This window comes from Njordella aestuarii, assembly GCF_056494165.1.
Genome location: NZ_CM151397.1, coordinates 4,619,351 through 4,640,456 on the forward strand (window position 1 = coordinate 4,619,351; position 21,106 = coordinate 4,640,456).

The window sequence follows — 21,106 nt, forward strand, 5'->3', positions numbered from 1 at the left end:
AGGAAGTCAAAATGACCTGCGAAGAACTACTTAAAGCCCTAAACGATTACGTCGATGGCGAGCAACTGACAGAAATTTGTGAAGAGTTTTCGCAGCATCTGGCCGGTTGTAATCCTTGCCAAGTTGTCGTAGACAACATTCGTCAGACAATCTCGTTATATCGCGCAGGTCAACCATATGAAATGCCACAAGCTTTCCAAGATCGTATGCAGCAAAATCTGAAACTGCGTTGGGAAGCTAAATTTGGCACGACGACAGCCAACGTCGGCAGTGAAGACGACGTTGTAAAGGATTAGTTGCTGATTAACGTCTTTCAGAACCATTATCTTAGGAGATAACATCCATGCTAAGAATTACAATTTTCAGCCTTGCCATGTTTGCTGCTACAGCGGTACTGTCAACTGCGTCGGCCGTTGAAAAAGGTGAAGAGAACTTGGAGCATACCAGTGACTCGCTAGAAAAGGTGCGAGAGTTGGTTGCACAGGAGAAGGCGATACTCGTCGATGTACGCAGCCCCATTGAATGGAACGATGGCCATGTTGCCGGCGCGGTGTTCATGCCTTGGCGTGATTTGCAGGACAAGTTTGACGAAAAGTATATTCGTGAACACCTGCCAGAAGACAAAATCATCTACACCTATTGCGCGGTAGGATATCGATCTTTGCGGGCGGGAAAGATTATCGCAAAATACAAATATGATGTGCGTCCGCTAAAGCCTGGCTTTGACGAGCTTGTCAAAGCGGGCTTTGAAAGCGAGAAGAAGTAGTCAAACTTCAGCGGGCAACTTTTGTGTAAACACTCTTGATGATAGTGACCGCGATTAGCACTGCGGTCCCCACAAGGACTCCAAGCAGTCCGTTCAACACAGGTTCGGCGAACCAAGCAAGCCCCGCCCCTATGTTTCCAAGCCCTGCTAGATGATGCGTTGCATCTTCAATCAAGTGATGTAGCGAGGGAACTCCATGCGCTAAGATACCCCCTCCAACCAGGAACATAGCGATGGTACCTGCAACGGACAAAAACTTCATGAGATAGGGCGCTAGACCGATAATGGCATGTCCAGTTTTAACTCTCATGGACGAAGCAAAGCCCTTGGTGGGGTTTCGTGCCAGCCTCGCGCCAAAGTCATCCAGTTTGACTATTCCCGCCACAAGACCATATACGCCCACCGTCATCAACAAAGCAATGGCCACGAGCACTGCGAGTCGAGTCATAAATGACTGATCAGCGACTGTGCCCAATGTTATGACAATGATCTCTGCTGAAAGTATGAAATCGGTCCGAACAGCTCCAGCGATTTTCCCTTTTTCAACGGCGACGATGTCGATTGAACTATCAGCGACGACTGCTTCATGTTGCACTCGATGTTCAGTCTCGTGTTTGGAATGAAACAACTTGTGCGCGATTTTTTCGCAGCCTTCAAAACATAAGTAAGCACCGCCAGCGATCATCAGTGGTTCGATCGCCCAGGGTGCAAGGGCGCTCAACAGAAGTGCCGATGGAACTAGAATGGCTTTGTTGATTAGCGAGCCTTTGGCAACCGCAAAAACGACTGGCAACTCGCGATCTGGCTGAATTCCAATAACCTGCTGCGCATTTAACGCTAAATCGTCGCCTAATACTCCGGCCGTTTTCTTGGCGGCAACTTTCGTTAATAAAGAGACATCGTCAAGGATTGTGGCAATATCATCCAACAACAGCAACAAACCGCTAGCCATAAACTGATTTCCAATCTTTTGTTGTGGATGAAATTGTAGTCATCAAGTCTCACAGCGATTTTGAGGTCGCGACCGATCCACCGATTCTAAATAAACGAACGCGAGACGCTCTTGGCAACGATCCTCGCACAGCTTGCTCAATCGGGATGGCGGAATAGTCTAGACGAAGCTCGGAAGATTCAAAATGCCAGATATGGGGCGGTTTCAGACGAGCTGAAGAAGTGGTATTGAGTTGCGGCCCCTCGTACAAAGCTGAGTTTCCACGTCGATACGCCTGCGGAAACTCGCTCCCGCCTATCGGTCATCGGGCAACGCTTCAGCGGCCACTTTTCGGAATCTCTCCAACGCGCGATAGTATCGCTTTTTCGCAGTCTCGAGCGGAATCTCCAATAGCTCTGCGATACGAATGATGCTCAAGCCTTCCGTGTGACGCATTTCAAGCATCTCGCGATCTTGCGTAGCTAATTCATGCATCAACGCTCGAACTTTCGATACAAGCTCTTCCTTTGCAAGAACTGAATGCACAGAGGTCATTGAATCGGCGATTTGATTCACAAAGCAATCATTACCGTTATCTTCGTAAGCAACCTCAACGCTGGGACTGCGCTTGGCGCGGAAGTGGCACCGGTGTGTTTCTACCACCAAGTGCTTACCTATCAAACGGAGCCAGATAACGGGATGAACGTTTGGTGATTCGAGATAGCTAGGCAGGCTACTAACGGCTCTAATAAAAGTCTCTTGTACGATATCGGAAGCATCTACGCGCGCGGCAAGCTGCCTATCAAGCCGCGACGAGATCATCGTCTTTAGCTCATCCCTAACATCATCAAAAAGCCTGTTGAGCGCCGAGTATCCACCCACGATCAATTTGGAGAGTACTTTTGATCCGCTTAGATCACTCTCCGGCACTAAACCAGCAATCATCGCAGTCGTGGCGTCATGCGTCATTTCTTCGAGCCTTCTTTGTACAGAACCGGCCTGCTGATTTTGCTCTGGTTGAATGAATCGTTAAGTGCGCGATTGAGATCCGTCGCAATCACGTTCTTATCGGTGGCCCCCGGTGGCAGACTTGCTACTAAACGGGAAACTTTGCCCAACCACTCTCGCATTCGTGATTCAGGTATTCGCAACGCCATTACTTCTTCGGTCGACTCCGCATAGCCTCCCGTCAGCGAAACAAGAGACTGATCAACCTGCTGTTCTGATATTGCACCATTCGCAGTTGCGGCTGCGAAAAGCCGCAGCAACTCGATCGCCGCGATTTGCTCGTCGACACTTAGTGCCGAGTTGCGAAACAGGAGCGACACTCGCATGATTCGAGTCGCGGTTGGAAGCGAAGTTTTTCTATAATTTTCCAAGAACTTGTCCAACGTCTCTGCGTTCAGACCATCTTCTTTAATCCGATGTCCAACCTGATCGATCTGCGCCTTGAGTTCTTTTTTCGTCGGCTCTGACAGATTCAGTTCGTTACTAGACTCACCCAAAGACTCGTTCAAAAAATCAGTGACTATTTCGACCATGTCTCCTTGTTTATTGTCAGCAAGTTTGTCGATCAACCCAGTCGAAGACTTTTTGACCGGATCTTGTTCGCGGCTTTCATAGATCATCGTCGCTTGATCTGAGCTGGTATTACTCCGATTTGTCCACAACATTGCCCCGAATCCAATTGCAACGGATCCTAACCCAACGCCAGCGCCATAAATCGCTAACTGTCGGCGAGAACGCTTTCGATACACGTCGTCAGGCTCACGCTTACGCTTGCGGCGATCACTGGGCCGGTGACCAGCCACGAAGCGGCTCAACACCAGCTCTAACTCCTGCGCAGTTTGATATCTATCATCCGGCGAAAACTCACACGCCTTCATTATTATTCTGGCAAGATCTGGAGGCAGATCCCCATGCAATTCTTGCAAACCGACAAGCGCGATAGAATCTCGTTTGGTTACAAGCGACAGATTTGACTTGTCGCCCCACACTTGTTGCCCCGCGGCAAGTTCATACAACGTGATCCCCAGTGAATAGACATCGCTGCGAGCATCGCAAAACCCGCGAAGTTGCTCGGGCGCCATGTAGCGAGGTGTTCCTATCGCGTCGCCCGTTCTGCTGAGTGAGCGTGCATAGTCATAGATTTTGGCCAGGCCAAAATCTGATATCCACACTTTACCTGAAGCATCCAAAAGTAGATTGGCAGGCTTAACATCGCGATGCACTAGACCTTGCTCGTGCGCATGCTGTAACCCTGAGGCGACTTGCATTCCCAAGTTCGCCAAGTTTGACCAGTCCGATTGAAGTTCCGAAAACTGAAATTTCGCTCTAAAATCACCCAACCCGTTCTGTAGATCGTACAAGCTGTGTCCTTCGATCAGCTTCATAACGAGATACGCATGCCGAGAGTTATGGCCGTATGAATAGACAGGGACAATGTTGGGATGTTCAACGCGTCCCATCGCTTGACGTTCTAGCTCGAATCTCTCAACGGCAATCTTGGAAGCACTTCCTGCCAGCGGGATTACTTTAACGGCGACTTTTCGCCCAAGCTCTTTTTGCAGTGCTTCGTAAACAATGCCTACTGCCCCTCTGCCCACTTCGCGTACGATTTGACATCCGCCAAGCTCTTCATCCTGAGCAACCGGCTTAGGTATTGCCGGCGGTGCCATCGTCTGTTCGAGCAACTCTAACGCTGGGATTTGCGTTGCAATATCGTCAGCTAGATGCGGAAAACTTTCGATCAATAGATCTACGGAAAGCCTGTTGCCGTTACGCAATTCCGCGAGAAACATGTCAGCGACATTTGTGAAGCTGACATCAGTTGGCTTAAAACGCGAACCTGGCATTTTCCTCTTCCAATTTATTCGATTGACCTTCAACTCCTGAAAGTCTTTGGAAGAGTAGCATCGTGCGGCGTTCCGCACTCAGCAACAGGTCGACTGCAACGAAAAAGTTTACGCTAGTCTTTCGATATTACGCATTCTTTGCTTTAGTCCAATTGTAACGCTTAGCAAAACCTCGCGCCATGATCCGCGGCATCCCGAATGGCCCAAGAAGCTTAGCCGCTGTCATCACGCCAGCCATCAATGCGCCATTGACTCCCGGAGTTCCCACATCGCTTCCCGTCAAATAGAGGTTCCGAAGTGACGTTTTTATAGGCCACTGATCTCGAAATAATCGATTTTCGTCACATGCCTGACCATAGATCATGCCACCTGGATGCCCGGTGAATGTTTCAACGGTCAGCGGCGTCGATAACTCTTGATAGTCGACCAAGGCTCGCAAACCAGGCATGTATTTTTCCGCGAAATCAAGCATCTCGTTTGCGATTTTTTCCTTTAGTCGTTCGTATGCGTCACCTCGATTCATCCACTCGGAGTCGGCAAAATCGTTCCATATACTTTCGTCGGTAAACGAAATCACTTGAGCGACGTGAGGGTATTGCCCTGGATTGCGAAGCGAGCCAAAGGTCACGAACGTACCATGAATCTGCCTCCCTGAACCGGCCTTTCTCGCTGCCTCAACGTCGTGATCCACGCGGTCGAATGCCCAGTAGTTGGCATCGTCGAAACCATGCTGCCGTGGATCGTCATTCAACCCCAGAAAAAGGATTACAGCCGACGTTCCCTTCTTTAACCGCTTGGATTTAGCACGTTCTTCTCGACAATACTCGGGCGCAACTAATTTCTCGAAAGTGACTTTCGAACTTGCATTTGAGATGATAACGGGAGCTCGATATTCAACTTCGACACCCTTATGTACCGCTGTTATGCCACAAGCAACGCCATCACGCACATTGATCTGTTTGACTTCATGGTTCACGACGCAGCAGCCTCCTTGATCCTCGATGGCCGCCACCATATGGTGAGCAATCTCCTTGGCACCGCCGATGGGGTAATAACCGCCGTGAAAGAAATCTGCTGTAACCGTAGCGTGAATACCAAAGGCACTTTCCGTTGGGGGCGACCCAAAATCGGGCCACTGCGCCGCCAAGATGCCTCGTAACAGAGGGTCTTGAAACCTTTCCAGATAATCTGCTGTGGTCATCCGGATAAGGTCCACGTCGCCGAGTCCCAGTAAGCTGGAGATTGGTTTCGAGTAAACCTTTGCGATGAACCAACGAATGACCCAAGACTGTGCTTTCAACACATCTTTGAAGTACTGTTTGATCTGTGGTCCTTCTGCTGGAAATCTAGCGATAAGCTTTGCCTCAAATTCGCGACGATCATCGGGAACTTCAAACGTTCCTTCAGGGAACATGAAGCGCTCAAATAGGCTGCCCATTTTGTGCCACTTTACCTGTCCTCGTGTGACGAGGTCCATCATTCGTCGCGTTAATGCACCGTCGTGCATCTCGCCAACATAATGAACTCCGACATCCCATTCGTACTTCTGCCGGCGAAAGCTATGAGTAAATCCCCCCAATTTGAAGTGACGTTCGACGACGAGAACCCGCTTGCGACCAATCTGTGCTAGCAAGCTGGCCGCTGCGAGTCCGCCCATGCCGGAACCTATGACAATTGCATCGAACTGCGTATCGTGGGGCTTTTTCATAAACCAAGAACTCTTATCTTTTCGGACTATTTTCTACGCGAAAAATTTCACGGAAAAACTGTTTAACAATCAATTAACTGCGAGGTTTGCATCTGTCGTCTTCCGACCATACATTAGCATAAACGAGCAAGGAACAAATATGAGCGCTAGAGCTGTAGCGCCCAGCACTCCGCCCGAAATGCTGACAGCGATTGGTGGCCAAAAATCTCCTCCAGCCAGAAACAACGGAGTGAAACCAGCTAAGGTCGTCAGCGTAGTTGCCAATACATGCCGCGTGTTTTCCACGATACATTCTGCGACCACGCGGTATTCCTTTGCTGCATGCGATGGCAATGCTGTCAGAGCTGTAATGATCACGATTGCATCATTCACGGCGATACCGATCATCGACATAATGCCAACGATTCCCATGAATCCCCAACTCATCTGCGCTATCCACAGGGAACCAATTCCTAAACCTACCGACAAAATTGCTACCATGAATAGAAGTCCCGTTTGTCGAAACGATCGTAGACTGACGACTAATACAGCTACCATTATCGTGAAAAGAATTACGCCATTAACAATCAAATTGCCTACAGCGTCAGTTCGCTCGGCTTCGGCACCTGCGTAACGTAAACTGTAACCATCAGGCAAATGGAAATTCGAATTGTCTAATCTCATTTCAAAATCTTCTTGCACGACCGCCGGCAAGACGCCTGCGCGAATAAATGCCTGAATTTCGTTCATTCGCATTCCATTAAGGCGACTTATTCCCGATGGTTCTGAATCCAATTTCATCGTCGAAATGGCACTCAGCGGCACTCCTTGGTAAACCTGCTCGGTATTTTCTCTCATCTTAGGCGACGTCATATTTAGCAAATCAAATGAAACGATTTGGTTCAAATCAGCTCGTTTCTCGTTCGAAACCCGAACTCGGATCGGTATTTCTTCAGAAGCTTCCAGAATCGAACCACCAGCCACTCCTTCGAGCAAAGCATTCATCTCGTTTGCAATCTGACGATGATCTAGTCCTGCTAACCGAGCTTGTTGCTCATCAATTGCGAAAGTAATCTTAGGCAAAGATTCAGAGAAATCCGAACGTGTTTGATTGACGTGCGGAGTCTGAGAAAGAACTAGCCGAACCTGCTCACCCAACTCCTGCAATTTGCTTGCGTCAGGCCCGAAAATCTGAACTTCAATCGGAGCCGAGAATGGTGGCCCTTGCTCCAATTGCCTGACCAAGCAAGATAAGGTCGGAAACAATCTGTCCAGCTTCAACTGCGCTCGCTCAATCAACGCCGTTGCATCACAGTCCGAATTGCAATCGATGATCGCCTGGCCATAACGCGATGAGTTTTTTCGATTGGGAATCAAATTATAATAAAAGGGCGGGGCACTCTCACCCAGAAACCACGAAACATCTACGATTCCAGGCTCCCCCATCAATTCAGCGCGAATCTTACTCGCTAACAATCCAGTTTCTGCAATCGTTCCAGTGCCTGGCAATTCCATTTCGATCTGAAATTGATTTCGATCGGAGGGCGGAAAGAATTGCTCATCTAGGAACCGAAAACTGTAAAAACCCATTGCTGGAATTACAAAACACAGCGTTGCACCGACAACAGCAAATCGGTATAACGACCGCAACAGCCAAGTGTATGGCTTTACAAGCATCGTTTGTAGGAAACCAAAAGAGAACCAGTTTCCAGCTGTACCCTGAACAGGCAGAAATAGACCTGCAAATGCGGCTATGATTGTGAGTGCTATAACAAGAGATGAAGCGACACCAACAATAGCCACAGACGCAATTGAACCAACGAATTCACCAGAGGGGCCTGGCATCAACGCAATCGGACTGAACGACAAGACAGTCGTAAGCGTCGATGCCAACAGAGGAACAGCAAGATAGCTGGTACTTTGACGTACTGACTCAAATCGCGACAAACCAGCTTTGAGCCTCTTGTCAATTTCATCGACCATTACGATGGAGTTATCGATCATCAGACCGAGTGAGAGAATTAATCCCGTAACCGACATTTGGTTGATCGGTATAGTGAAAATGTACATCATGAACAATACAACTAGGCATCCTAGCGGTAGAGAAACGCTCACGATCCAAGCACTACGCCATCCCATTAAGATTCCAACGACGGCGAAAATGGAGGCTATCCCAAACAAAAGATTGGAAAGAAGCGTTGTCATCCGCTGTTCAACGTAGGTATTCTGTTCGAAAACAATGTCAATTTCGATACCTGGCGGAAGTTCCATCGCGAAACGCTCCAATAAAGGGCGCGTTTGTTCTGTCCAATGATCCAATCTAGTGTCGGCCTGAACAAACACCCCCAGTGCTATAGCAGGCTTGTCTTTAAGAAGGACCATTGAGCTTACTGGGGTTCGCACAGATTTCTCAATGGTCGCTATGTCTGATAGTTCAACAACGCTGCCAGATTCACTTAGTTGGATGGGAATGTGAGACAACCGCGTTAACGTATCCAGTTCGCCACTAACTTCAAGCAACATTTCATCCGAAGATGTCCGCAGCTGGCCAGCCGATATTTTTGCATCGCTCGCCACGATCAGGTCGGAGATACGATTCGCGTTCAACTGCAATGATGCCGCAACTTCTGGTTGGATGGTCACTACGATCTCCTCTTGTGGATCGCCAAAGATGTCTACCTTTTCCGTTCCAGAAACAGCTTCAATATTTTCTTGCAACTGTTCAACTAACCGTCTTAACACGGCAAATGCGGGTTCACTGTCGTGTTCCCAACGAAGAGCAACGATCATTGCGTACGCTTTGATATCCAATCTATCAAACTCCGGTTTGCTTGCCTCCACAGGCAATTTGAGTTTTGCATCATCGATTTTATCTCGCACCCGCGACCACACTTGCGGTGCCTCTCGGCGCGTCACGTCATCTCGCAACTCAATTGCGATAAAGGAAACTCCCTGACGACTGGTCGAACTTAGTTCTTTGATTTCCTCGATTTCCTTCAGCTCAAGTTCGATCTTCTCAGTGACCAACGATTCAACTCGCTCTGCATCAGCTCCTGCCAACACCGTTGTCACTGTTGCTGCACGCGGCGTGAGTATCGGATCTTCCATCCGAGGCAGCACGACGAAAGACAGACTTCCCGCAACGATCATTAAAGTGATCGCCAGAAATAGATTGCGCGGATTTTGAAAGAAATGAGTCAACATGAAGGATGTATATTCTGCTATCGATATTGCCGTTGTGTGAGTTTTACATTCGCTTGCTATCGCAAATCAACTTCGGCTCTGTTCGCCGTTGTAGCAGGTGAAAGGAGTACTTTTTGCCCGGTCGTCAACTTCTGAACCCCCGCTGCAACGACGCGATCACCTTCTTGCAACGTCCCTCGAACTAACACGCGATTCGAGTCGATCTGGACTACTTCTACATCGCGTCTTTGTAAGGTAAATCCAGATGATTCTCCGTCATCAGCCATTGGATCTTCGACTACATAGACGGACCACAATCCCTTCACGCCTCTTGTGAGGGCCGCAACAGGCAGCCAATAGCCAGGTTGAGAAACTCGCTGCGAAAGGTTCAGCTGCACAATCTGCCCGACAGTATCCATGTCAGTTGTAAAACCGAGCGAGCCAACGTCGTTTGCAACACTCGGGCTTTCCAGTTGATTAAGTTCGAGAACAATTATTTGCGTTCTTGTTTCAGCATTTAGCTCTGGTAAAATCGATTTGAGTCGTCCCGTTCGAGATTTCCCAGAGACTGTTAACTCGAACTTCTCTGCAGACCTAACTTCGCTCAACAGTTCTGGTGGAATACCGATCCACGCCTCTAATGGGGCTAGTTCAATGATTCGAAAGATCGTAGCGCCGGGGGGTACGATTGCTCCCTCGTCAACAATTCGGCTAGAAACAATCGCATCGTAGGGCGCAAGCAAACGACTCTCTTCCAATTGGACACCCAGGCTTGCTATTCGTGCGTCCAACATTTGTACTTCTGCCCGTTGTGCTGCGATTTGTTCTTTGCGAGTACCTTCTTCAAGCTCGCCAACCATTTGTTGTTGAACCTTGAGCTTTGCTTCTGCCGCGGCAAGCTGGTGCCGCGCATCATCAATATCTTGCACTGAAATCGCTTCGGAATTCGCAAGTCGCTGCCGTCGGTCGAATGTAGATTTTGCTTGGTCTCGCATGGCCAACAATTCGTCCACTTGTCGACGTGCGGCTTCAATCGTCTGCTTGCGCGGACCAGCAACAAGTTCATCGAGCTTTGCTGAAGCGACTAGTTTCTCGGATTCAAGTACCTTTACATCCGCGCGAAGACTTGCGACATCTAATTCAGCAAGAGTCTGCCCTTTCTTGACACGCTCACCTTGCTCGACAAATAGCTTTTGTACTCGACCAATACTCTTGAATCCTAGTTCGCTCGATCTTTTTGCCACTAACGTTCCAGTGAAAGACCGAGAAACCCGAACGTCGTTCTGCTCATTCACAGAAATCGTTTCAACGTAAGTATCCTGTATCGTGCTACCGTTCTCGGAAGCATTTAATGGTGATATAGTCATCAAAATCATCGCACAAGCCACCGTGCAACGTACGTATTTTGCGAAAGCCACACAATCCTCGCGAAAAAACGTAGATGCCCTCGCACTATTTTGTGATTTAATTCGCTTGCTCGCTTGATACATATTCATCCTCTGTTCGCCTTCACGGTCGCTGACGATCATCACTGGAGATAAATTGGCCAAAGGCCCTACTTTTTGATATACCGGAATCTGAGACACAGTCGTCGAATCGATGCGTTGTGTAACGCTGCGACACTTGGCTCCACAAGCAAACATTTCCAACCTGTTCGCAACGGACCTTGTTTTGGCTGCGCAAGTGATTTAGCAAACCCACCACTTCTCCGATCAGTGGCTCACGCTCATGCGATTGCAGTACTCGCCGATACACCGCCGACATACAGCCAACAACTGTTTGAGGTTTTGCAAGATGTTCATACAAACGATTTAGCATTCCTGTTAAGTTGTCGGCCAACTGTTCACAGCGTTTCTTGACACCGATATACGGCACACCGTGTCCGGGCAGACAGATTGTTTCTTCGTCTGCTAGTTCTGCCATTCGGCGACAGCTTGCAAACCATTCTGTAGCCAAATCAGCGTCAGGTTCACTTGGGTGCACACTTAGGTTTGGGGATATATTCGGTAACAACTGATCGCCAACAATTGCCAAACCGTCGTCGGACCAAAACGTCGCGTGTTCAGCGGCATGGCCATTTCCTACTTCGACAATCCACCGGCGACTCCCGATCATAAGCTCGTCGCCAGATTTAATCCGACGGTAGGCAAAGGGAAGGGGATAGACCAAGGCAGAATAGTTGCTCGGCGGACGTCTTCGATAAGCTTCCAATTCGAGTTCCGAGACGCCTGCCTTTCGTAGAAAGTCAACTTGCGACTGCGCCGGCGTTCCCCTCTCGGAAAGCTGAAGTATCTGAGAACTCTGCCAGCAAGTTCGCGTCATCAAAAGCGTAGCCCCTTGCTCTGCAAGCAACCCAGCTAACCCAATATGATCTGGGTGATAGTGCGTTACGATGACTTGAATCAAAGGACGCGTAGCAAAGAATTCCGAGCCAAAAAGCGTGGCAAGCACTTGTCTACATTGCTCAGTATTGTTTCCCGTATCCACGAGAGTACAACTGTTCGCATCGGTCAAAATATATACATTGACATGATCTTGAGATCCGCGCAGTTCCAAGCGTACCCACCAAACTCCTTCTGCAACTTGTACTGCTTGCCCATTCGCTGGCACATTTGCGAAGAGCGGACGGATCGCCGCCGTAGACTCCGACAACTTGTGCTCTGTTCCGCCAGGAACCTCGACATTGAATTGTGGCTCGTACATGCTCAAGACCTATTCCAGTCCGCGACTTGCACAATCACCTTGCCGTTGCGCCCATTTTGTTCAGCTCGATGAAGAGCATCGCCAATCGCATGGAGAGGGTAAATCGAATCCACGCTCATCAGCAATTTGCCGTCGGCGATATAGGAGCACAGCAGATTGAATAGATTGGTACGTTGTTCCAGCGGCATCCGATTTAGTAACTTCGACAGCCAAAAACCACGCAGGGAAATATTGTGAAAGATCGTACTCTCAGGTCCAATCCTGCATTCTTCACCCGATAGCATTCCGTAGTTCACAACGAGACCGCCATCGCTAAGGCACTTGGCAAGATGCGCAATGCCCGGACCGGCCACAGCGTCGATCGCTAGCTGGACATTGTCGTATCCGACGATCTCTTTCACCCGCCGCGGCAGTTGATCATCGTTGTCAACTGCCACAGTCCCCCCGAGCGCAAGCACTTTTGCCTTGGCCTCGTCATTCCGCACAACGTTAATGGTGTTAACACCCATTGCTTTCGCAAGTTGAATGACGCACTGTCCGACGCCTCCCAGCGGCGCTGTTTGCAAAATCCAATCATTCGAACTCAGCTCCACAACGGTTGTAAGTAGCATCAGCGCAGTTGCGGGATTGACTTTTAACATCGACAATTGGATTGGATCAAGCTCCGAACTAACTCGATGCACCGTCGTGGCTGGTACTTTACGCCGTTCGGCCCAATTATTGTTGGCCAACATTACAACGCGATCACCCGGAACAAAAGATGTGACGGACGTCCCGCATCTCGACACTCGACCGACCGCCTCCATGCCAACCACTGACGGCATTTTTGGCAGGATACCATAACGACCAGCCATCATTGCCAAATCTGACATGTTGATAGGGAACGCTTCTATATCGACCACAACTTCCCAGGCGGCTGGCTCGCCGACATCGGGAACTTCGACGCAGCGTGCCACAGCGCTGGGTTGACCAAACGAGGTTATTTGAATCTGTTTCATAGTCTCAGGTGTCACTCAAGAGCAACTACATTACGCCTTTCGACTTTGGAGCATTGGCGAGACTCTTTGCGAGACAGTCAACCGTATAGTCAATCTGATCAATCGTATGATTCATGTTTATAAAGAACCGCAGTCTCGATTTGTCGCGCGGCACAATCGGATACAGCATGGGAAAAGCACAGATTCCGGCGTCGAAGAGCTGGATCGACAACCACAATGCAACCTCCGAATCGCGGGTCATAATGGGGACGACTCCAGAATCAAGGCTGTTATAAGTGTTCAACCCTACAGCTTTAGCCTTCGATATGAAGTATCGAGCATTTGCTTGTACCTGAGTCGCTCGCTCAGGTTCCGCTCGCATAATCTGAAGTGATTTGAGACCAGCCGCCGTATTAGCCGGCGTTGGAGAGGCTCCGTAAAGAAGCACTCCAGGGGCATAATTCTTCAGAATAGCAACCAGTGGTTTCGGTCCCGCCACGTATCCGCCGCAGGTCCCGAATGCTTTGCTCATTGAACCGTACAGAATGTCAATCTCACTTCCGGAGATCGAAAAATAGTCCGTTACTCCCAGCCCTCGTGGCCCAATTACACCCATCGAGTGCGCTTCATCCACCATCAAGAACGCTTTGTGACGCTTCTTGATTTCAATCAACCGTGGCACATCAGGAATATCGCCATCCATGCTATAGACACCTTCAACTAAGATGAAAGCCCTTTCAAACTTGTCGCGGTTCGCAGCCAGAAGCTTGTCCAATGCATCGTAGTCGTTATGCGGAAAGCTGAACCTTCGAGCCGTCGTCATTTTGCACCCAGCCAACGCTGAGTTATGAATTAGTTCGTCATAGATAATCAAATCTTGTGGTCGGCACAAATAGCCGATCGTAAAGGCGTTCGTGCTGTAACCACCTACCGAAAGTACGGCGTCTTCGGTTCCGAGCACTTCAGATACTTCGGCTTCGAATTGCTGATGAAGATCGACTTCTCCAGTAATCGAACGCCCCGAACCCGTGCTCGTACCAAAATTGTCAATCGCTTGCTTCGCAAATTCTTTTACTCGAGGATCACATGCGAGCGCAAGATAATTATAACTGGAGTAATTGATCAACTCTCGTCCTTCCAAACACACGGTTGCATCAGATGAACCAATGTGCTTAAGGAACTGATTTTTAGTGTACTTTTGCTTGGAGTAGTACCACTCCATCGTGGTAAAGTCTTTGTATTCTGGAAACTGCGAGAAGTCGTGGAATGCTGTTTGCATTGCGATAGACCTTGCCGGAGGCATCGTTGATTCCGATGTCGTATTAAGGGCCAACCCTTTCTTCATACGCTCTAAACTCGATTTGAAATTCATAGAACTCTCGCTTTAATCAAACTAATGGATGTGCAGGGATTTCTTTGCCGACGTGCAACTAAGTTGCTAAAGCTACGTCAACCACGAGATTGAGTGATTTCAACGATTGGGCCGCTAGAGTACGGATGGAACTATCGCCAATCAACTCGAGAATGGAGATACTTAAGCCCAATTGCGAATCAAGCAGAGATTGAATTTCAGTGGCCATCAGCGAATCGACGCCCAACGAATTGATCGATTTGTCGAACGGTATCGACGTTGGATCGGCCTTAAGCACGGAAGCGACAATCGCGATAATCAAGTTCGCGAGTAATTCAACTTGATCAGCAGGTTCTAAACTTGACAGTTCCTCGATGAGCGCATCGCGATTCGAACTATCTTGTGCCATCGAATCGGAAGCAATCAAGCCGGCGAATCGCGGTGAAGTTGCACCACGCGTCTCGAATCTAGCCCAATCCGCCCAACTCGATATCACCGTGACGCCAAACTGCGGAACGCCGCGGGCCAAACCTGTTTGCAACACGCTTAAAGCTTCAGTTGAACTAATTCCACGAAGTCCAGTGTAGCGCAGGAATTGTTCCAGTTTTTCATCTTGTGCAACGACTCCGACGTCTGAGATGGCACCCCAGTTCACGCTGACTCCGGGCAAGCCTGACAAGGTTCGAAGATGAGCTAGACCATTCAGGAAGCCATTGGCCGCACTATACGACGCTTGCCGACTGTTGCCCACGAGATTGGCTATCGATGAGTAAAGCACAAAATGATCGAGAGTAAGGTCTTTAGTCAGCAGATGAAGGTTCCAGGCGCCGGTGGCTTTACTGCGCATCACCTTCTGGAACGTAGCTGTGTCTATGTCCGATATCGGCTGATCGATGATCTGTGCGCCCGAGTGAAACACGCCTTTTAGAGCGGGAAGTTCCGTTCCAAATCGATCGAAAAGCAATTGTAGCTGGGTAAAGTCGGATGTATCGCAGGCGACGGGAACTACCCGCGCGCCCTTCTTTTCAAGCGAACTTACAAAGGCCTTCTTCGACGGAGTGTCTGCTCCGGTACGCCCCGTTAGTACGATCGTTTGCGCACCATTCTCAATGAGCCATTCTGCGGTCTTCTGCCCAAAACCGCCGAACCCGCCGGTGATAAGATAGGAGCCTTCGGATGCAAACTTTAATTCGTCGGTTTGCACAATCGGCAGGTCCCCACCGTGCGTCTCCCAATTCAGGATCAGCGTCGCTGAAGTTTCGCCTAACGGAAGCTTACGCCAAGCTAGGTCTGATATAGAGACTTCCAGAGTTGCATCGGGCACGATAGCCTTGGCTTCCAACCGCTTGACGATCTCTTGCAAGGCAATTTCGACGTCGCTGCCATTTCTAGACAGATGTTTGTAATCAGTTCTGACAATGCTCCTCGCATGCCTTGGAATTGTAACGCCACTGGCTACGGAATCGAGATCCAAAAGTACGCCGCCGCTCGCCAGCAAATTCATGTCAAACGTTTTCTGCCAATCGGACAATGGCACGGCAACTACGTCAAAACCGCGACCACCTGTGCTTGCTTTCACAGCATCAGCAATCCCTTCTGGACAGGCTGAGAATACCGAAAAGCGACTCAGATCCAGGTTACATTGGTCCTTGTTCTCGATTAGGAGCGTGACTTCGTAGTTCTGCTGGGCGAGTTCGTTCGCTATTGCGATACCGAAAGAACTGTGCAGCACGACTGCACGTTTGTGCGATGAAGCATCAATCGAGTTTACACCCAAATACGCACGAGTAGCTTTACCAATTACGCCTGTCACCTCCACGGCATCTATTTCATCGTCGATTTCAACAACCCTAAACTCATCCCGCCGTGCAACCATGTGGCTAGCCAGATCCGACGGAGCAAATCCACAAACGCGCACACCGGGCCTCAGGTCTGTTACCTCACGTCCTACTTGCAAGACACGGGCGACAATCTCAATTGCCGGCTGCTGGATGGCGTCACCAGCAGAGCCATTAAGCAGATCATTCGGTATATACGTAGTTTCAATTTCCAGGAGTGCGTCATAGTCGCCGACTTCACGCAGCGAAGTAGAAACAACACGCGCGGTGCCCACACTTTCGCAATCCGGCCTAAGAGCCCGAACGAGGACAGGATGTTGCTCGTTGACAAAGCCTGTCACAACGCGATCAGTTGAAAGGACGCTACTATCTTTCAGCTCACTGAACAATCGTAGCGAGCCACGCAGAGCGACTTCGTCTTCGGCCGCATCGCAAAGCAGTTCCAAGATCAAGTTCTCCGCAATCTTGTCATTCAGCTTTGCCGGCAAATCAATAGAACTGAAACGAAGTTCGTCAAGTTCATTGAAAGCGACTCGAACAAAGCCGTTGATCGCAGCCTGGCTTGGCTCTACCGTGCGATCGAAATCATTGATTGCAAACGCTTCTTTCGTGACTACATAAACACGAGGTTTACGTAGTGATTCATGACCGAGCAGAGCCTGGGTGACCGTGGTAATTTCGGTGATTGCCTTTTCAGCCGTAGCGTCGACCGTTTGTTCGATCTCGTTGATGCCATTTAAGAATACTAGTCCATCTAGTTCTCCCACTTGCTGGAGTAAGAACTTTGCATCTTCAACTGAACTCGAGCGCAACGTGTATTGACGCCCGCAGCAGGTAAGCTTTTCACCAAAATCTACAATTCCAACTACGGTCGATCCGAACGCTTCGATTTGTTCGACGGTAAGCTTTGTGTGCGCGTCATTGCAACCCACGACGACCCAATGCCCTAAGCGCTTTGGCTCGGTCAAGTTCTCGCCGTAGGACCACTCATAAGTTAAGATTTGGCGTTTTACGCGATCTCCCCACTGATCAACTCGTTCCCGTTTCGTCGCGGCATTCAAACGCATGGATCGGAGTGAAGCGAGCACATTCCCCTCTTCATCCATGAGCATCATGTTGCAGATTATTTGACGCTCGTTTTGATCCACGCACTCACTAAGACACCAGATTTTTTCTGGAAAGGATCGCGCATACAAACAGAGTTCACCGAATCCGGTCGGCAGGTAAGTCGTTTCAGACTCTTGCAACAACAGCATCAGTGATTGAAAGCATGCGTCCAGTATGGTTGGATGTAGGCAGTATTGCTTGAGATTCCAAGTCAGTTCGGGCAACATTTCAATGCATGCGAGCACCTGGCTTCCTTGTGAGTTTGTCCGCAATTCTTTCACCGATCGGAATGCCGGACCATAGCTCAAACCAATCTGGTCCAATCCTTTGTAAAAGGAGTCGATGTCCTTCCGTAAGCAAATTTGACTGCGGAATGAGTCTAGATCGAATCTGCGGTTTTCAAATCGCGGGAGACCGACCAGTTTGGCCGTCATGTGAACTTGACCTGCACCCAACCTGCCATTTTCCAAACTGCGTATGACGGCGGACTGTGATAGTTGGTCATAGTCGGTAACACAGTCTAAACCGCGTTCAGCCGTGATAATCATTGGAGCTAGTATCTGTGCATCTCGTATCGCAAGTCCGATCGCTCCGGGAAATTGAATCGACGCGAGTTCCAACAAGCTTTCTACATATCCGGCCGCTGGTAAAATTGGCATTCCCGTAATCACATGATCTCGCAGGTACAACACTGGTTCGTGGTCGAAATCGTTGCGATACACCGGAGCACCCGGAGCTTCCTGAATACCGAGCATAGGGTATTCTACTGACGCAATGCGGTCCTGTTTTGCTCGATCATTTTCGTTCCAATAGAATTCTCGCTGCCAACTGTAGTTCGGTAGTGACACGAACCTGCCATCCTTGGCGTGTGCGTTCCAGTCAATATCGCATCCTTCGGCATAAACACTCATAACAGCTTTATGAACCGCTTCGAGTTCAGGTACATTTTTGCGCAATGTAAAAGCTTGCCGAGAGTCTTTCCCCGCGATTTTCACACAATCACGAATCGAAGTTGAAAGAACTGGGTGAGGTCCGACTTCCAAGAAGGTATTGAAACCAGCCTCCAAAAGCGAACCAATCGCAGTTGCAAATTCCACCGGTTGCCGAACATTTTCAGGCCAGTAATCGCTCCCGTAAGTCGCACTCTGAACCAAACCTCCGGTAACGGTCGAATAGAGCGGGACGCATGGTACTGAGGGCCTAACATCCAATAGTGCACTTCTCAAGTCGCCAAGGATTGGATCCATCATCGGACTATGATAGGGAACTTCAACATCTAGATGACGGTTGAATATACCTGCTTGCGTGAGTTCGTTCGCGATATCCGTCAGTATATCAATATCACCGGCGATGGTAACATTGGTGGGTCCGTTCACAGCAGCAATCGATACTTTGTCGGCATGCCCACTGATTTTAGCGAGGGCTCCTTCTTTGCTCAGCCCAACGGCTAACATTCCTCCAGTGCCCCTGCAACTTGCCTGCAGTCGGCTCCGGTGATAGCAAACGGTTAAGGCATCAGTAAGTGTCAACACACCAGCGGTATAAGCAGACGCTAGTTCCCCAACGGAATGTCCAACGACTGCGCCCGGGTGTACACCTGCGGCGCGGAGGACGGCGGTTAGGCCGATTTGTATTATGAAATTGGCAGGCTGAGCAAACTCCGTTCTTGTTATTTGCGAATCAGCTTCCGATTTCAACATTTCCTTCAAAATTGAGAATCCTGAAATCGATTCAAAGATTTCATCGGCTTCAATCACGGCTTGACGATAGATGGGATCATGCTCGTAAAGCTCTTGTCCCATAGCCCACCACTGTGGACCCATGCCGGTGTAAACGAACACAGGTTTACGTATACCAGTGAACGGCTCACTTCCAGTTACGACGTTCGGATGTTCTAGCCCATTCGAAAGGGCCTTAAGAGCGTCGATTAGTTCTTGCTTACAACTTCCTTTGACTACCGCTCGTTGGTTCAAGTGTGCTCGGTGGTGTGCAGCAGAATAAATAATATCTTCCAGCGAGCAGTCGCTTTGCAAAAGGTCGGCATACTTTCCAGCCGCAGCCTCGACGGCCAATACGCTTTTAGCAGAAATCGGCAGTAGTCGCGGTAGACTATGCGTTGGTTTCGACGAAACTTCCGGGACACAAACCTCTTCCTTGCTTAGTCGCGGGGCTGACTGCAGGATGACATGGGCATTGGTTCCGCCGTAGCCGAAAGAGTTGATCGCAACTCGAATATCGCCCTCGGCATCCAGCGGGATAGCGTCATCCGAAAGTCGAACATTGAGCTCGCTCAGGTTTATTGCCGCGTTTGGTTCTTGCAGATTTGCGAGGGGTGTTGTCTCGCGGTGGAGCAAGGTGAGAGTCGCTTTAATGACTCCTGCTACACCTGCAGCGGCTTCCAAGTGACCGATGTTGCTCTTGACAGAACCAACGATAACCGGCCCAAGCCCCTTTTTCTGACGTGCATATCCATAGGTTGCACCGATAGCTTTGGACTCTGTCGGGTCACCGACCGCGGTGCCGGTACCATGGCATTCTACATAGCATATGGAACTCGGTTCTACATCGTTGCGTTGGCAAACAGATTCAATTAAAGTTCGCTGCGCATCGCCGCTCGGCATCGATATTCCAGGAGTTCTCCCATCTTGATTGCTACCGGTGGCAATTACCGTTGCCAGAACGCAGTCGCCATCACGAATCGCTGCATCAAGCGGCTTGAGCAAGACGACTCCAGCCCCTTCACCACGTCCATAACCATCGCCACGTGCATCAAAGCTTTTGCACTCTCCATCGCGCGATAAAAAATGCCCCTTACACATGCCCATCGGGTACTCAGGGCGCAACATCATGTTCGCTCCGCCAACGACCGCCATTTCGCTATGACCGCACCATAGATCCTGACAAGCGTAATGGAACGCAACTAACGACGATGAACAGGCAGTGTCTATCGAAAGACTGGGACCGCGGAAATCAAAAGTATGCGATATACGATTGGACAGCATGGTCATCATCATGCCCGCTGCTGTATTCTGATTGATCGCGGAACGGTTTGACGCGGACATCTGCGTGATCATATGATCCAGCATAAATCCCCCAACATAAACTCCAACTGACTTACCAGAGAAGTCGGGAAGGATCATACCAGAGTTCTCGAATGCCTCCCAAACGACCTCAAGTAATATTCTTTGTTGAGGATCCATGTTTTCCGCATCTCGCGGAGATATACCGAAAAATCCAGCATCGAATTTTGTAATATCTTGCGTTAGGAAACCTCCTCGCTGAATGTACGACTTTCCTTTTGCTATGGGATTCGATGAATAGTATCGATCAACACTCCACCTGTCGGACGGAATTTGGTCGATAGCACTTACCCGATTCTTCAACGCATTCCAAAGCGCTTCGAGACTTTCGAGTCCCTTTGGAAATCGGCAAGCCATGCCGACAATTGCAATTGGTTTTTGTTCGCCACTCAAGTGACTATTCCTTAGCTTGTGTTCTGCGACGATTTGTCAACGACTCCCTTGCTCATCGTGAACGAGCAACGAAGAGAGAGTCTCCTACCAAGGAATGCGAACAAAGCCAGAATAGTCGGGACAGGTGCCGCGAAGAATGCGACAGAATTCGAACAATCAGTATCGAGTGCGGTGGTTACAAACGATACAGCCGTTAAAGGTAGCCATGCAGCAACACTCGCAAGATGACCGCCAG

Annotated in this window: 12 protein-coding genes; 2 read left to right on the forward strand and 10 right to left on the reverse strand. The window is 49.4% G+C overall.

Features of this window, described 5'->3' with window-relative positions:
- Positions 1-11: 11 nt before the first annotated feature.
- Together SH451x_RS18285 and SH451x_RS18290 are read left to right on the forward strand one after the other, a co-directional pair.
- Positions 12-296, forward strand: coding sequence for an anti-sigma factor family protein (locus SH451x_RS18285; RefSeq protein WP_479358462.1), 285 nt, complete (start codon positions 12-14; stop codon positions 294-296).
- 47 nt (positions 297-343) lie between these two features.
- Positions 344-766: a rhodanese-like domain-containing protein gene (locus SH451x_RS18290; RefSeq protein ID WP_479358463.1), complete on the forward strand. Its 423-nt coding sequence runs from the start codon at positions 344-346 to the stop codon at positions 764-766.
- A gap of 7 nt (positions 767-773) precedes the next feature.
- On the opposite strand, the gene SH451x_RS18295 is transcribed toward SH451x_RS18290, so the two are convergent.
- The 10 genes from SH451x_RS18295 to SH451x_RS18340 all read right to left on the reverse strand — a co-directional run bounded on the left by SH451x_RS18295 (position 774) and on the right by SH451x_RS18340 (position 20,871).
- Positions 774-1,718: a DUF808 domain-containing protein gene (locus SH451x_RS18295; protein ID WP_479358464.1), complete on the reverse strand. Its 945-nt coding sequence runs from the start codon at positions 1,716-1,718 to the stop codon at positions 774-776.
- Positions 1,719-2,012: 294 nt separating this feature from the next.
- Positions 2,013-2,666, reverse strand: coding sequence for a sigma-70 family RNA polymerase sigma factor (locus tag SH451x_RS18300; RefSeq protein WP_479358465.1), 654 nt, complete (start codon positions 2,664-2,666; stop codon positions 2,013-2,015).
- Complete coding sequence (locus tag SH451x_RS18305) at positions 2,663-4,552, reverse strand: serine/threonine protein kinase (protein WP_479358466.1); 1,890 nt, start codon at positions 4,550-4,552, stop codon at positions 2,663-2,665. The genes SH451x_RS18300 and SH451x_RS18305 overlap by 4 nt, the downstream gene beginning before the upstream one ends.
- A 127-nt stretch (positions 4,553-4,679) precedes the next feature.
- Complete coding sequence (locus SH451x_RS18310) at positions 4,680-6,260, reverse strand: phytoene desaturase family protein (RefSeq protein WP_479358467.1); 1,581 nt, start codon at positions 6,258-6,260, stop codon at positions 4,680-4,682.
- A gap of 69 nt (positions 6,261-6,329) precedes the next feature.
- Positions 6,330-9,443 (reverse strand): efflux RND transporter permease subunit, encoded by a 3,114-nt coding sequence (locus SH451x_RS18315; RefSeq protein WP_479358468.1) that lies wholly within the window; start codon positions 9,441-9,443, stop codon positions 6,330-6,332.
- Positions 9,444-9,499: 56 nt separating this feature from the next.
- On the reverse strand, positions 9,500-10,789 hold the full coding sequence (locus SH451x_RS18320) for an efflux RND transporter periplasmic adaptor subunit (protein WP_479358469.1): 1,290 nt from the start codon (positions 10,787-10,789) through the stop codon (positions 9,500-9,502).
- Between the two features lie 142 nt (positions 10,790-10,931).
- Positions 10,932-12,125 carry an MBL fold metallo-hydrolase gene (locus tag SH451x_RS18325; RefSeq protein WP_479358470.1) on the reverse strand — a complete coding sequence of 398 codons (1,194 nt, stop codon included), beginning with the start codon at positions 12,123-12,125 and terminating at the stop codon, positions 10,932-10,934.
- A gap of 2 nt (positions 12,126-12,127) precedes the next feature.
- A complete protein-coding gene (locus SH451x_RS18330) occupies positions 12,128-13,123 on the reverse strand; it encodes a zinc-dependent alcohol dehydrogenase family protein (protein ID WP_479358471.1) in 996 nt (331 codons plus the stop codon).
- Between the two features lie 25 nt (positions 13,124-13,148).
- Positions 13,149-14,474 (reverse strand): aminotransferase class I/II-fold pyridoxal phosphate-dependent enzyme, encoded by a 1,326-nt coding sequence (locus tag SH451x_RS18335; RefSeq protein ID WP_479358472.1) that lies wholly within the window; start codon positions 14,472-14,474, stop codon positions 13,149-13,151.
- 58 nt (positions 14,475-14,532) lie between these two features.
- Complete coding sequence (locus SH451x_RS18340) at positions 14,533-20,871, reverse strand: SDR family NAD(P)-dependent oxidoreductase (RefSeq protein ID WP_479358474.1); 6,339 nt, start codon at positions 20,869-20,871, stop codon at positions 14,533-14,535.
- Positions 20,872-21,106: the final 235 nt, after the last annotated feature.

What these genes read in the sequence shown, in the direction of transcription:
- SH451x_RS18285 (WP_479358462.1), top strand. Translation starts at nt 12, where the DNA reads ATGACCTGCGAAGAACTACTTAAAGCCCTAAACGATTACGTCGATGGC.
- SH451x_RS18290 (WP_479358463.1), top strand. Translation starts at nt 344, where the DNA reads ATGCTAAGAATTACAATTTTCAGCCTTGCCATGTTTGCTGCTACAGCG.
- SH451x_RS18295 (WP_479358464.1), bottom strand. Translation starts at nt 1,718, where the DNA reads ATGGCTAGCGGTTTGTTGCTGTTGTTGGATGATATTGCCACAATCCTT.
- SH451x_RS18300 (WP_479358465.1), bottom strand. Translation starts at nt 2,666, where the DNA reads ATGACGCATGACGCCACGACTGCGATGATTGCTGGTTTAGTGCCGGAG.
- SH451x_RS18305 (WP_479358466.1), bottom strand. Translation starts at nt 4,552, where the DNA reads ATGCCAGGTTCGCGTTTTAAGCCAACTGATGTCAGCTTCACAAATGTC.
- SH451x_RS18310 (WP_479358467.1), bottom strand. Translation starts at nt 6,260, where the DNA reads ATGAAAAAGCCCCACGATACGCAGTTCGATGCAATTGTCATAGGTTCC.
- SH451x_RS18315 (WP_479358468.1), bottom strand. Translation starts at nt 9,443, where the DNA reads ATGTTGACTCATTTCTTTCAAAATCCGCGCAATCTATTTCTGGCGATC.
- SH451x_RS18320 (WP_479358469.1), bottom strand. Translation starts at nt 10,789, where the DNA reads ATGACTATATCACCATTAAATGCTTCCGAGAACGGTAGCACGATACAG.
- SH451x_RS18325 (WP_479358470.1), bottom strand. Translation starts at nt 12,125, where the DNA reads ATGTACGAGCCACAATTCAATGTCGAGGTTCCTGGCGGAACAGAGCAC.
- SH451x_RS18330 (WP_479358471.1), bottom strand. Translation starts at nt 13,123, where the DNA reads ATGAAACAGATTCAAATAACCTCGTTTGGTCAACCCAGCGCTGTGGCA.
- SH451x_RS18335 (WP_479358472.1), bottom strand. Translation starts at nt 14,474, where the DNA reads ATGAATTTCAAATCGAGTTTAGAGCGTATGAAGAAAGGGTTGGCCCTT.